We start from the raw sequence: 13,820 nt of genomic DNA, 5'->3' as shown, positions 1-13,820 counted from the left end.
CTACTTTCAATTAATGAATTATTTTACTTTCGACAATTCTGCTTTCACATCTAAGCTTGGATCCCCAGCAATAGCTGAAACAGCATTTAATAATAATTCTGCTTTCTTAGGTCCAAGTGCTTGATCATAAAACGGAAAATATCCCGTAGGCGTGGAACCTGCAAACTTCAAATACGAATAGGATACAGGATCAAGCTTATCCTCTGATGGATTGGTCTTAACGGGTGAAGGTTCACCCATGGTTTCTATGAATTTGGTTCTTTCTTCCGTTCCTAATAAGAAGGCCAAAAATTTGTATGCTGCATCTAAGTCTGCTGTATTAGAAACAGCGTAGCCGGTGCCAAAACCGCCATGCACATGATTGGGCTCCCCAGCTCCACCGTCTATAACAGGGAATATCGTATAACCGACTTCAAAATTCGAATTTTTCTTCAGGTTGCCTAAAGACCAGTCACCCATCAAGTACATGCCGGATTTTCCAGACGTAAATTCTGCTTCGGCTGCTTCGTTATCCACGCCTAAAAATCCATTTGTAAAGCTTCCATTCTGAACTAACTCTTGAAGCTTTGCTCCTGCCTGAATAAAGCTTTCTTGGGTAAAGTCCCCTTCACCAGCGATGGCCTTCTGGAAAGGCTCGTTGCCTCCAATACGATTGGACAGATAGGAGAACCAATGAAGTACAGGCCAACGTCTTTTACCTGCTAATGAAATTGGGGTCACATCATTTTCTTTCAACACCTTAACTACTGCTTCCAATTCTTCCATGGTAGTTGGCGGTTGCAGATTATACTGAGCAAAAATATCTTTGTTGTACCAGAGTATGACATTGTTGATGGCGTTAGGAAGACCATACACCTTACCATCGTAACTTGATCTATCCAGTGCCCCTGGCATCAAGCTGTTCTTAAATGACTCATCTTTGTTTATATGATCCGTTAAGTCAGCGACTACATTAGCGTCAACAAACAGCTTAAATGAATCCCCTGACCAATAATGAAAAATGTCAGGCATTTGGTTAGAAGCCATAGACACTTTCATTTTAGTTTTTAATGATTCACCATCCATATGCTCTGCTTTTACAACAATTTCATTCTGACTGGCATTAAACGTATCAACGCTGCTCTGAATTGCTTCTTTTTTGGCCCCTGCCTCTGGTGTCCAGAACAACAATTCAATCTTTTCTTTTTCCTCTCCTTGATTTTCAGTCTTGTTGTTTGAATTGCTGGATGACTCACTGTTGCTTGGGGTATTATTCCCACATGCAGCAACCAAAAACACTGAAAGCACAAGAATGACATGAAAAATTCTCTTCATTGTAGCACCTCCCTTTTATTTCTTACACATTTAGTTTAAGCAATTGAAACCGCTCTCACAATGACACAACACTCAGTAAAAATGCCACAATTCTCATATCTAATCAATTGTTACGAAATAACTTTCTAAATTCGTTTGGCGTTTTTTGCTCATGCTCTTGAAAAATTCTGTTAAAGTATCTGCTAGTCTGATAACCGACTGCTTCAGCCACCTCATAGATTTTCATATCTGTCTGAGCCAAAAGCTCCTTCGCTTTATAGAGTCTGATCTTCAGTATAAATTCACTAAAAAGCTCACCTGTTTCAGCCTTGAACAGACCGCTCAAATAGTTCGGGTTCATATGCACGAGCTCGGAAATTTCCTTTAGAGTTAGCTGCTTGTCCAAATTCTCCATGACATACTCCGTAATGTATTGAATGATTCTGTTTTTACTTGTGTGAATAGGGTGTAAAGTGCCTGCGTGCTGCTCGACGAGCTTTAGGTTCGTTTTCATTTTTTTTAATTCAGAGAATTTTGTGATCGCTTTCTGAACAGACTCATACAGAACCTTGGGGTTCACTGGTTTTAATATATAATCAAACACACCATAAGCAATAGATTTCTGGGCATATTCAAACTCCGCATGACCTGTCAACACAATCGTCATACACTCCTTGTTAGATTGATTCAATATTTCTAACAGAGATATCCCATCCATCTCGGGCATTTTAATATCGGTAATTAATAAATTGATTTCTTTCTCTTCAAATTTATCCAGAGCTTCTATTCCGTTTTCCGCTGTATCAACGATTATTTCGCTTCCAAAATAATTGAGCAGAGCCTTTACCACTCCATTCCTCGTTAAATCCTCATCTTCCACGACCAAAATTTTTATTTGCTCCCGCATGTAACCCTCACCTTATTCATTTAAATTTATTTAACGGTATTACAATGGAGACACAAGTTCCCTCATCCGCTTTACTATTGATTTCCAAGCCATATCGATGCCCATAAAGCGACTGCAATCGATGATGAACATTTGTTAAGCCAATTCCCGATTCACCATTAAACAAATTGATGTTGGTATCATATAAGCTTGATCGGATCTGTGCTAATTTATCCTCATTTATTCCCTTGCCGTTATCATGAATTTTTATAACAAGAAGTTCCTCTGGCTCTGCATCTTCCTTGAGTTCAGCATTTTGTTTTTCAATGATTATGGTCAGAATACATTGTTTACGCATGGGTTCAATACCATATTTTATTGCGTTTTCTATAATGGGCTGCAATATTAGCTTTGGAATGATGCATTCTGATACCTCTGGATCTTGAATAAGATTGAATTCCAGCCTTTTAATGCGTAACTGCATAATTCTCAAATAGCTTCGAACGTGATCTACCTCATCTTTTAAAGCAACCCATTCTGGCGCTTTTATTGAATATCTAAACAGCTGTGACAAATCTACAATAACGTCAGCCGAATCGTCTTGTCCTTTTTCTCTTAACATCCAATTTACAACTTCAAGTGTGTTGTACAAAAAATGTGGATGAATTTGAGCATGTAACGCTTTTAGCTCTGATTGACTTCTGTAAATTTCCTTTTCATATACGGTATGAATTAACTGATCAATATCTGCAGCCATCTTGTTGTATGACTGATTTAATTCATTGACTTCTTTGTTGAAATAGATCTTGTCGTTAATCATTGGCTTTCCGTTCCTTGCTTTGTGCATAATTTTCCTTATACTATAAAGCGATTGAATCATCTTAGATGAGAGAATCAGTGAAAGGATAATCAGCAGCACCCCTGTCACTAAACCTGACCATAACAATGATTTCTTAAGCGCATGTATCGCAGCAGTAATTTGATCCATAGGTGTAAGAATGACCAAGCTCCAGCCTGTCATATTCGATGATTTAATTACAGGCTTGTAGCTTCGATTTCGAATAAGTACAGTTTCCTTCCCCTTAAGCTCCTCCATTTCGATGGATGAGATGGGTTCCATCGACGTATACACTAATCTATCTTGCTGATCGAAGAGGAGCAATAGCTCTTCAGATGATTGCTCCGTACGAACCTGCGTTAGCACGGTATTGAATGTGCGAACAACCAGGTATCCAGCAAACTGGCCATTATGCTGTAATCTAATCCTTCTGACAGACAACAAATAATTGGAGTCTAGGGGATCTGCTCCAAGCCAGATGGCCTCTCCTGCGCTTTGCTTTAATTGATTGTAAGCGGTACTACCTATTCGAGCCTGGAGTGCAAGCGATTCAACGGGATATAACGATCCTTTCTCCGAGTAGATATCGATAGAATGAATATTTTGGGAAAATGCTGTGTATTTAATAATAATGGGTCTTACATTTAATTTGTCTGAGATGCCGATTTCGGCGTTTTGGCTAGCTTGTTCAAGAATGTCCTGCACTCTAGAATCCATAGTAAATTGCAATGATATCGTATTCGTTTCTCCAAATAATGCTTCCACATGCTTCTGAGTTTGCGCAGCGCTGTTCTCCACTATTCTAACGGTATTCCTCTCAATGATGGGCAGGGTAGTATGGTACGTCAACCATCCAGCTATCCAAAGAATTAATATCATAATAAAAACAAAGCACATAAATAATTGAACTCTTGTTCTCGTCAAACCAAGCTTGGTTAGAATATTATAAATTTTTAGTTGCTTTGTATTCATAGCGCCTGCCTCCATTTCACCATATAGATGAATGTCAAAAAATCCACTATAGAAGTGGATTTTTTGACATGTCTTGCTAAGACTCACTATGTACTTAAGTCAATAAAGTGGACACAAAAATTAGGCTCATCCAGCGAGTGCGAATCCCAGCCAGATTAGAATTAATGCCCGCCCAATACGTAAGCTTCTTATCCATTTGAATGGGATAGGTCGTTGCCTAATTCGTATTGTCTTGTGGGGCTGCGCTTTGTGTCGGGCTGTTTGAGCTCTGGCTTGCCTCCTCTGAATTACTGGAGCATGCTGCTGTTACACTGACTAGAATCATGAATTAGCTTGCTTTTGTCTTTTTCACCGCAACCATCAACCTCCCATTTTTTGTCGAGAGTTTCACAACTCCTTATCCCAATTATAAGAGCCCCTTTTCCACAACGTATATCGAACATTTACGAAATTCCATCTACAAAATCGTAAAAAAGCCCTTTTATGTTAAGTATGCTTTCTTTTATAGCTGCTTGGACTCAATCCATACCACTTTCGGAACTGATTAATGAAATGATTGTAATTGTGGAATCCCACCTCATAACATATTTCACTTGCGCTTCGATTTGTATGCGTAAGCAGTAAAGCAGCCTGACGAATTCGCATTTGGTTCAAGGTATCAATAATGGAAAGTCCAGTCTGCTCCTTGAACAAATGCGACAATCTTGAGGAAGAAAGCCCGATTGTTCGTGCGAGCTCCTCGATTTGCACACTATCCCGCATATGGATAGAAAGATAATGGATTGTTTCTACGATGCGCGGATCACGCTGTAGCTTTTGCTCCTGAGCTAACAGCATTAGCATTTCGCGAAGCGAGTTCAAACAAAGCTCCTGCCAATATTCGTCTCGTTCAGTCGAATCAAAAAGGAGTCTGCGAAACGCCTGATTTATTCTCCTTTGAACCGTATTTGCTTTAAAATTATGGATAAAAAGTGGTTCAGAAGGCAGTAAGTTGTCTTCAATAAGATAGTCATTAAAATGCGCCCAATAAAAATCCCATTCCTCGCCCTTCACAGTACCATATCTGTGAGGCGTGCCAGGTCTTAAAAATGTTATATCACCTTTGATACAATGCTGCATTCCGCTGGGGACATCCATATATCCTTTTCCACGTAATGTATAGGTTATTAGCCACTCTGTCATACCTTTCGGCCGATGAGTAGCATAAGCATCTGACATTAGATAGTATCCCGAAATGCTAATGCCAGTGTTCAGAAGAGAGGGGTCGTTGATAGGCTTCAATGCAATACCTCCAATCCGGATATTTAACCAACTATAGATAACTGCAGAAAGCAGAATGGTATGATTGAAAAGCAGAATTGCTAATTCCTTGGAACCTGCTTTGACTTTAGACTGTTATTAAGCAAAATATGAAGGGAGAGAGCATCATGCAAAGCCAAACCGTGTTAACTAAAGAACAAAAGAACCAATTCGAAATGGAAGGGTACGTTATTGTAAAAGGACTATTCAGTAAGCAGGAGCTGGATGAAATCGAGCAAACGTTTCACGAGATTAGCGAGAGAGCAATTCCAGGATACTTTGAGCCTGATTTATCCTCTGAGTCCCCAGATCCATTAAGGCGATATCCTCGGGTTATGCACCCGCATCGATTTAATGAAACGGCAAAAAAATATATGCTGCACCAGCCGGTGATGTCCGTGCTCGAGAGCCTATATAATGAAGCGGCGTTAGCAGCACAAAGCATGTTCTATTATAAGCCTCCTGGAGCGAGAGGACAGGCTCTTCATCAGGATAACTTCTATTTAAAGGTTGAACCGGGAAACTGCATTGCAGCCTGGACGGCTATCGACCCCGCAGATGAAGAAAACGGCGGTCTACTGGTTGTACCCAAGACGCAGCAATATGATATCGTCTGTCCGGAGCTGTCAGATTCGAAGGAATCGTTTACAACCCACTATGTAAAGCCCCCGAAGGAGCAAAAACCTATGCCAGTCATTATGGAGCCTGGCGATGTGCTGTTCTTCAACGGAAATCTTATTCATGGCTCCTATCGAAATAAGACAAAAGACAGATTTCGGAGAGCTTTCATCTGCCACTACGCGAACGAGTCGGCCACTCACATTGGCAAGCACTATCAGCCATTATTTCGAGCCGACGGCTCCATCGTTGAGTTAATCGATAACCCGGATGGTGGACCTTGCGGATTCGAATTCAAATCTCTTTACCCCCATTAATCGTCACCTCATGGAATAAATAAGAGGAAATGCCTAGCCCTTTCATAGACCATACTCGTTCTTATTAAAGAGCATAATCCCCTCACCTGTAGAGCTGGTGAGGGGATCGCAACTTTATTTACATCATTTTTTACTTCTTATTATATTCAGCCTCGAACTCTTCTAACATTTTAACTCCGCCCGAGCTTTTCCATTTTTCAATAACCTCGTCAAATTGTTGATCATTGACCTCACCCATAATGTACTTTACAGTTGCGTCTTGAATCATTTTATCCAGCTCTCCACCTAGTTCAATAGCCGTTTTCGATATAATGGAAGCCGCCGGATTGTTCACCAAGTTATTAGAGGTTTCATTTTCACTTAACACATCACACATGTCCTCAATATGCTTTGGAGTCCCAGGTGGAGCTATAGGCTCAAAGGCGTCAGGGGCAAACATTCGCAAAGAAACCAGCTCAGATTCCACATTTTTTACAATCGATATATTCCCGTTATCCTTTTTGTAATGCTCACCCTCGATGCCTAGCATAAAAAATTCCTTTTGCTCTGGCGCAGCCATCAAATCCAAAGCGGCAAGAAGTCGGTCGAGCTCTTCCTCTGTTTTTACTGTGCTTTTCGGGAAGGCAATAGTCACCCAATAGCCTTTACTTGTAAATAAGTGATTGCCGGTAGGTCCCTCTAGATAGGATAATGAGACGATGGAAGCATTAGGATTGCTGTCTAGTAACGGATTCCACAATAGTTTTTCATCGACGTTACTTATCTGTACTCCGGCTTTTCCATTTTGAATCAATTCTTCACCCTGGGTTCTTTGAAGATAGCTAAAATCTTGGTTCATAATACCTTCATCATATAATTTCTTAAAGAAACGCATCGTCTCTCTATAGGCCTCTGTCGTGAAAGCCGGAATAAATTTGTTGTCTTTCACCTCATAACCATTAGGGGCGCCAAACTTAGCAAGCAGAATCGGAAATCCGACAGGCACGCCAGCATGCAGTCTTTGCGCTAGACCTATCGTATCATTTTTTCCATTCCGATCAGGATCATCCTGGGTAAAAGCCCTTAATACATTATATAACTCATCAATTGTTGTAGGCTTCTGGAGACCTAGATTGTCCAGCCAGTCCTGGCGCATGTTCATACCTTGTCTTGAGATAGCCTCAGGAATATAAATTTGATAAGTTTTTCCGTCCACCTTGATATTCTCGTCTCTTATCTTATCTTTACCTGCCATTAGATTTGGATACTTTTCAAGTTTTCCATCCAATTCCCAGAATGCACCTGCCCGAATCGCAGTAACGATAGAAGGCTGCTTCCCATCGAAGATATATAGCATGTGAGGAAGGTTTCCCGATGCTAAGGCGACATTCACCTTATCCATAAAGTTCGGTCCGAATACAAACTCCGTTTCAAATTCTACATTCATAGATTGTTCAATGTACTTGAACAATGAGCCATCCATATCAGGCAGTGCTCCCCAATATGGTTGAAGCGCGGTTACCTTAATGGGCTCCAATGATTTTGTTGCTTCGGGAGCGTCGTCTTGTTTCCCATCTGTTGCCGACGCTCCATTCGAACCGACAGCATTGGAATCGGCGCCGTTGCCATTCTCATTCCCCGCACAGCCTGATAGGACAACAACACACAATAGCACGAACGATACGAGAATGACTGAAGCTTTTTTTGTTTTTTTAAGCATTCTAACCCTCCATTTAGTTTTATTTATTAAAAGATGATGCGAACCCATTCCACAAAATGGATTCTCATTGTCATCCCTTAACCGAGCCAATCATAACACCCTTCACAAAATGCTTCTGAATAAATGGATACACAAGCAATATAGGCAGAGTAGCTACAACAATCGTAGCCATTCGAAGGGATTGAGATGGTATTTCGATGCTAGCTCCAAAATCACCAAAATCTGCAGTTGCCATAATGATAATTTGACGCAGCCAAATCTGCACAGGCCACATGTCAGGTGAATTCAAGTAGAGAAATGGCATCATGAAATTATTCCAGTGATTCACAGCATAAAACAACATAAATGTAGCCATTGAAGCCATAGATAACGGAATAACGATCTGGATAAATGTTTTAAGATCATTACAGCCGTCAATCTTAGCTGATTCGAATAATTCCTCCGGCAAGCTCATGAAGAAGTTGCGCATTAAGATCAAATTAAATGCACTAATCGCATTCGGAATCATTACTGCCCAATACGTATTTATGAGACCTAATTCCTTCACGACGAGATATGCCGGTATCATCCCTCCATCAAACAGCAGGGTGAACACGATTAGAAACATAATAAAGCGCCGGCCTCTCAAGCCACGTCTAGCTAATGCAAAAGCAGTAATAGAAGTGAGAACAAGATTAATGATTGTCCCACAAACGGTAATAAATACAGAGATCATCATACTTTTGGGTATGGTTATATCCGAAAAAATAAATCGATATGCATCAAGCGAATACACCTCAGGAATCAACACAAACTTTTTTTCCATCAACTCTTGCTGAGTTGCAAAAGAGCCCGCTACGATCTGCAAAAAAGGCAAAATGCAAATCAATGAAATTACAATCAGCAGTAGCACGTTTATAGTGTCAAAGCTACGGTCCGCTAAACCACTTTTCCTCATTTGTAGATTTCCTCCTATCCCTAGAATATGCCTTCCTCACCAGACCTTCGTGCCAAATAATTAGAGCCAAGCACTAAGATTAGACCTATGACTGACTTAAACAGCCCAATAGCTGTACTATAGCTGAATTGTCCTTCCTTTATACCGATCGTATAGACATACGTATCAAACACATTGCCATAATCTTTATTGCCTGCATTGATCATGTTGTAGATTTGCTCAAAACCTAGATCCATAAAGTTTCCGATCTGCAATATAAGTAAGATGACAATCGTACTGCGTATGCAAGGCAAGGTCACATTCCACATCTGACGAAATCTGCCTGCTCCATCTATCTTGGCCGCCTCATAAAGCTGTGGATCTACTGCACTCATCGCCGCAAGATACAATATGGTCCCCCAACCCGCTTCTCGCCAAATGGTCTGTAAGGTAAGCAAGGTGCGAATCCAAGCATTTTGGCCCAAAAAATTAATCTTCTCCCCGCCGGCCCACGTGATAAACTCATTAACAATGCCGCCCTCAGTGGTCAGTAACACATACGTAATTCCTGCAACGACTACCCATGAGAAAAAATGCGGGATGTAAATAACCGTTTGTACAAAACGTTTGAACACCTTCAGACGCACTTCATTGAGCATAAGCGCAAGAATGATGGGCACGGGAAAGTAAAACAACAACTTATATAAGGAGATTAGAATGGTGTTGCGGAATAACATCACAAAATCGTTGTTTTGAAATAGTCTTTCGAAATGCTTCCACCCCACCCACTGGCTTTCTACAATTCCTAGAAATGGGGTGTAATCTTTAAACGCAATGACCACACCTCCCATAGGGATATATTTAAAAATCAAGAAATAAAACACCCCTGGGATCACAAAAATATAGAGCCATCTGTTACGCCAAATATCCTTAAGTAGGTTTTGTGCCGCAGCTCCTTTGATACGCTGTCTGTTCGAGAAAAAATTAGTCAAATGTATTCTCAGCTCCTTGTTGTTTATATTCGTATTGATAACGCATCCCATCTTCACGCTTGATGTGGGTTACAATTCGAAATTACAGCTATATTGTATGACTGTCTATAATCATCACACACTTCGATGTATGATGATTACGAATTGGGGAGAATGATTATTGCGTGTGAAATCCCTAATAAGCTATGGTTAAATGAGAAAAAGGGGTGATTTATTGTCTACATATTTCATGAGACTACTTATCTATGGCTTGTTTCTTTCCATTTTCCCCATGGTATTGCTTGGGTATTTTGCGTATCACAATTCAGCGGCCAGTATATTAAATAAAGTGACGAACAGCAACCAGCAACTGCTTGCTCAAACCGAGATATCCATCGAGCAGAACTTGAAAATCATTGAGCGTTCAGTCGTTCAATTCTCGAACCTCCCAATAATGGATAAGCTATCGAATACAGCACTTCATGAGAGGAATTTTCAAGTCATACGTGATGCTTCTCTCAACTTGGAGTACATGTTCACTAAAGAACTCGGCATCGAGTCAATTTACTATATAAACATGAAGCATAACTGGGCTATTTATCCGGAGAAAATCTTTCAATTAAACCAACATCAAACAGATGCTTACCAATTGCTATTACAGCAATTAAAGTTCAAATCTTCTACATTATTAGATAATCACTTGGGACAAGAACCTCTCATACACAATACTCAGTTGCCAAGAGGCATCTGGCATATACAGTCCGTACCTGCAAATGTATGGAGGTCACCTATGGGTTTGCTAGCTGTAAAAATCAGCGAGAGTAAGTGGAGTGAATGGATTGCCAAGTCCCAAAGCTTTAACACCTTGTTCATTATTAATAAAGAAAAACAGGTATTGGCTTCTAATGACAATAAAAACATCCCTGATCGATTAGATATTCCTTTCCTAGAGCAATATCCGGATACGCCTTCAGGTTTCACAAGGGGAGAGTTTCAAGGAGAGGATGTATATTTTTTTTACAAAAAATCGGAGTTTACTAACTGGACTTATTATATTTCCATTGTGCCGAAATCAGTCATTCATAAAGATAGTCGTTGGATCGGCTGGCTCACGCTAATGATATGTTGCGGATTAATAATTATCATGGTGGCATTGTCATTCACAGGAGCTATGAAAATTCATAACCCCATTAGAAAAATTTCAAGTCTAATTGAGAAGAAAAAACCAGGAAGTTGGACATATGATGAATTAGAATATATTGGATCTGCTCTGAAAAATATGAAACAGCAAATCATATCGCAAGGCATTCATCTCAATAAATATTATGTATTCCAGCTTTTGTCCAGTGGGATGCTGCGAAACGAAATTCAGGAAAAAATACTGGATCATCACCAACAGCTGCAATTTCAAGAGCAATACACTCTCATCGCTATTCAAATAGACACCCTGACAAACAGTCGGTTCAAGGAGAGCGATCGGGAGTTGCTTATTTTTATCCTGATGAATATCTTGGAAGAAGTCATCCCCTCTTCCATGCGATTATCTTCTGTTGTGATGAATCAATCCCTCATCTGCATCCTTGGATTAAAGAATCAAGATGCAAACTTGAATAAAGGTACGATCCTTATTCAGGCTCAGAATACTTTAGAAAAAATTCGCGATTACACTAAGCTATCGGTGAGTGCTGGAGTTAGTACTACATTTACAGATCTCATCGATGCTCCTTTAGCTCTTAAAGAAGCCATGAATGCCCTTAAGTATAGAGTTCGGTTCGGGAATCAGTCTCTACTATTTATTGAAGATGTAGAACCATCAAGCAACAGAAACCCAATTGACTATCCTGAATACTTATCTATTCAGCTAACTGATGCCATAAAATTGAATGAACCAGTAAAAGCCGACGATGCGCTTCATCGGTTTATTCAATTGCTGTTCCAAAACAATCCTCTATCTCTTACAGACTACCAGATGATTCTCATAAGACTGCTGAATGACATTGTTCGTCTATACCAGCCTGACAATGAGAATGCGAATTTAATACTAGACGGACAATCCTTACCTAGAGAACTTATGGAGCTGCAGACAGCTGATGAAATTGAAAGCTGGTTCAAGCATCGTGTAATCATACCATCTTTACGTTTAATAGAAGAAAAAAACGAACGGCAGCATCAACGAATATCCGAGCAAATGCTGTCGCTTATCCAAAATGAAACAGAGCCAACCCTTGAGTCGATCAGCACGAAATTGAACTATTCGCCGGGATATCTGGGGCTGATATTCCGAAAGGAACAAGGTGTTCCGTTCTCTGAATATGTGAAATACGACCGAATCAATAAAGCGAAGGAAATGCTGATTCAGTCCGATTTGGCGATTAATGAAATTTCTATACAACTGAACTACAAAAATACTCAAAATTTCATACGTTCGTTTAAGAAGGAAACCGGGCTAACACCCGGGCAATATAGAACTATGCGAAAATTGAAAGATCATGAAGATCCCAGTTAAAGGATATTTAAAAAAGTATCGCCGCTATCTTTCAATGACGAAAGAAGCGGCGATATTCCATTCTATTGACGTGAACAGTTCCAGCGTTTGGACATCAAAATGATTGTGTATACTCAGGATTCGGCACTGGAATTTTCGCTTCAACCTGCTCTCGCCACTGGCTTAGCTTCTTTTGGAGCTTCTCCGCCAAGTCCGGCCGCTCTTTGGCAATATCATGTTCCTCACCTAAATCCGCAAGCAAATTGTACAGCTCAACACGCCCGTCTTCAAAGAACTCAATGAGCTTATCATTTCCCATACGTATGGATGAACCAGGGGTGCCTCCTTGATTGCCATAATGGGGATAATGCCAATATATCGCTTCCCGTTCCAGGCTATCTTCTCCCTTCAGCAAAGGGACGAAGCTGATTCCGTCCGAATGCTGCTCTGGTAATAAGGGAAGTCCCGCTATTTCGAGCAGGGTCGGATAAAAATCGGGGCTGGTTACCGGAACCTCGCATACACTGCCGGGCTTTATTGTTCCCGGCCATTTGACGATCAACGGCTCGCGCACACCGCCTTCGTACATCCAGCCTTTTCCCTCCTGCAACGGCGCATTGCATGTAGGCGAGCTCTCGGCTGTAGCCAATCCACCGTTGTCCGAGGTGAAGATAATGACCGTATTCTCAGCTTGTCCCGTCTCCTCCAGAGCCTGCAGCAGCCTTCCGATATTCCAGTCCAGATTATCAATCATTGCCGCATAGACGGGATCCGATTGAATCACCCTTCGTTGGACGCGCAAATGTTTCTTGTGCTCGCAGGGGAAGAGTTCCCCCTCTTCGATAGCACTTAACTGATCCAATCCCAGCTTCTTGGCTTTTTCGGTATATTTGGCGATATCTTCCGCTTTGGCCTGGATCGGTGTATGCACCGTATAATGCGATAAGTAAAGGAAAAACGGCGCCTGATCCTTTTGTTGAATCAGTCTGATCGCTTCATCGGTCAATCTATCCGTCAAATATTCTCCCTCCGGACCATCCGGAAGCGTTTCAATTCCATAAGGGCTGAAGTATCCTTTGTGCGGCGATCCCCAGTCGCAGCCGCCGACGTTGACGTCAAAGCCGTGTTTTTCGGGATAAAAATCTTTTCCGCCCATATGCCACTTGCCTACGTTCCAGGTGCGATATCCATGCTCTTTAAGAGCACGGGCCATACTTTTCTCTTCCAAGGGCAAATAGCGAAGATAAGGTGCATCAAGCAGTTTCCCCTTTGCATCGCCGCCAATCCAGTTCGTGATTCCGAGAGAAGCTGGATACTTCCCTGTCAGAATGCTAGCGCGTGTAGGAGAGCACACTGGGCTAGCTGCATATGCATCCGTAAATCTCATTCCCTCGCTTGCAAGGCGGTCTAGATGTGGCGTCTCGTAGAAGGAGCTTCCATAACAACCCAGATCCTTCCATCCCATATCATCCAACAAAATAAATATGAAGTTCGGTCGGTTGACCAAGGTATGGTTGGCTTCCAAC

Annotated in this window: 10 protein-coding genes; 2 read left to right on the top strand and 8 right to left on the bottom strand. The window is 41.2% G+C overall.

What is annotated here, in order from left to right; genetic code table 11:
* Positions 1 to 18 precede the first annotated feature (18 nt).
* From E6C60_RS03940 to E6C60_RS03925, 4 genes are all read right to left on the bottom strand, one after another.
* Entirely contained in the window at positions 19 to 1,314 is a 1,296-nt protein-coding gene (locus tag E6C60_RS03940) for an ABC transporter substrate-binding protein (RefSeq protein WP_138224635.1), read from the bottom strand.
* A gap of 103 nt (positions 1,315 to 1,417) precedes the next feature.
* Positions 1,418 to 2,200: a response regulator transcription factor gene (locus tag E6C60_RS03935; protein ID WP_138224634.1), complete on the bottom strand. Its 783-nt coding sequence runs from the start codon at positions 2,198 to 2,200 to the stop codon at positions 1,418 to 1,420.
* Positions 2,201 to 2,216: 16 nt separating this feature from the next.
* Positions 2,217 to 3,989, bottom strand: a complete 1,773-nt coding sequence (locus tag E6C60_RS03930; RefSeq protein WP_175415181.1) for a sensor histidine kinase — start codon at positions 3,987 to 3,989, stop codon at positions 2,217 to 2,219.
* Between the two features lie 486 nt (positions 3,990 to 4,475).
* Positions 4,476 to 5,270 carry a helix-turn-helix domain-containing protein gene (locus E6C60_RS03925; protein WP_233281128.1) on the bottom strand — a complete coding sequence of 265 codons (795 nt, stop codon included), beginning with the start codon at positions 5,268 to 5,270 and terminating at the stop codon, positions 4,476 to 4,478.
* Positions 5,271 to 5,416: 146 nt separating this feature from the next.
* Here E6C60_RS03925 and E6C60_RS03920 point away from each other — a divergent pair, with 146 nt between their 5' ends.
* Positions 5,417 to 6,223, top strand: coding sequence for a phytanoyl-CoA dioxygenase family protein (locus E6C60_RS03920; RefSeq protein WP_138224632.1), 807 nt, complete (start codon positions 5,417 to 5,419; stop codon positions 6,221 to 6,223).
* 130 nt (positions 6,224 to 6,353) lie between these two features.
* Here the strand turns inward: E6C60_RS03920 and E6C60_RS03915 are convergent, their stop codons facing one another.
* The 3 genes from E6C60_RS03915 to E6C60_RS03905 form a co-directional block, all read right to left on the bottom strand.
* On the bottom strand, positions 6,354 to 7,922 hold the full coding sequence (locus tag E6C60_RS03915) for an extracellular solute-binding protein (RefSeq protein WP_175415180.1): 1,569 nt from the start codon (positions 7,920 to 7,922) through the stop codon (positions 6,354 to 6,356).
* Between the two features lie 70 nt (positions 7,923 to 7,992).
* Positions 7,993 to 8,859 carry a carbohydrate ABC transporter permease gene (locus tag E6C60_RS03910; RefSeq protein WP_138224630.1) on the bottom strand — a complete coding sequence of 289 codons (867 nt, stop codon included), beginning with the start codon at positions 8,857 to 8,859 and terminating at the stop codon, positions 7,993 to 7,995.
* A gap of 20 nt (positions 8,860 to 8,879) precedes the next feature.
* Positions 8,880 to 9,830: an ABC transporter permease gene (locus E6C60_RS03905; RefSeq protein WP_233281127.1), complete on the bottom strand. Its 951-nt coding sequence runs from the start codon at positions 9,828 to 9,830 to the stop codon at positions 8,880 to 8,882.
* 556 nt (positions 9,831 to 10,386) lie between these two features.
* Between E6C60_RS03905 and E6C60_RS03900 the strand changes: the two genes are divergently transcribed.
* Positions 10,387 to 12,315, top strand: a complete 1,929-nt coding sequence (locus E6C60_RS03900) for a helix-turn-helix domain-containing protein (protein ID WP_217496375.1) — start codon at positions 10,387 to 10,389, stop codon at positions 12,313 to 12,315.
* 94 nt (positions 12,316 to 12,409) lie between these two features.
* Here E6C60_RS03900 and E6C60_RS03895 read toward each other — a convergent pair whose 3' ends face one another.
* Positions 12,410 to 13,819, bottom strand: a complete 1,410-nt coding sequence (locus E6C60_RS03895; RefSeq protein WP_217496374.1) for a sulfatase — start codon at positions 13,817 to 13,819, stop codon at positions 12,410 to 12,412.
* Position 13,820 lies beyond the last annotated feature (1 nt).

The sequence above is a fragment of the Paenibacillus algicola genome (assembly GCF_005577435.1).
Taxonomy (GTDB): domain Bacteria; phylum Bacillota; class Bacilli; order Paenibacillales; family Paenibacillaceae; genus Paenibacillus_AQ; species Paenibacillus_AQ algicola.
Note: the sequence above shows the minus strand (reverse complement) of the source record. Positions and strands in the feature narration are given on the sequence as shown.

Coding starts and splice junctions, on each gene's coding strand:
- E6C60_RS03900 (WP_217496375.1), top strand. CDS start 10,387: ATGAAGCATAACTGGGCTATTTATCCGGAGAAAATCTTTCAATTAAAC.
- E6C60_RS03930 (WP_175415181.1), bottom strand. CDS start 3,989: ATGAATACAAAGCAACTAAAAATTTATAATATTCTAACCAAGCTTGGT.
- E6C60_RS03940 (WP_138224635.1), bottom strand. CDS start 1,314: ATGAAGAGAATTTTTCATGTCATTCTTGTGCTTTCAGTGTTTTTGGTT.
- E6C60_RS03935 (WP_138224634.1), bottom strand. CDS start 2,200: ATGCGGGAGCAAATAAAAATTTTGGTCGTGGAAGATGAGGATTTAACG.
- E6C60_RS03920 (WP_138224632.1), top strand. CDS start 5,417: ATGCAAAGCCAAACCGTGTTAACTAAAGAACAAAAGAACCAATTCGAA.
- E6C60_RS03910 (WP_138224630.1), bottom strand. CDS start 8,859: ATGAGGAAAAGTGGTTTAGCGGACCGTAGCTTTGACACTATAAACGTG.
- E6C60_RS03915 (WP_175415180.1), bottom strand. CDS start 7,922: ATGCTTAAAAAAACAAAAAAAGCTTCAGTCATTCTCGTATCGTTCGTG.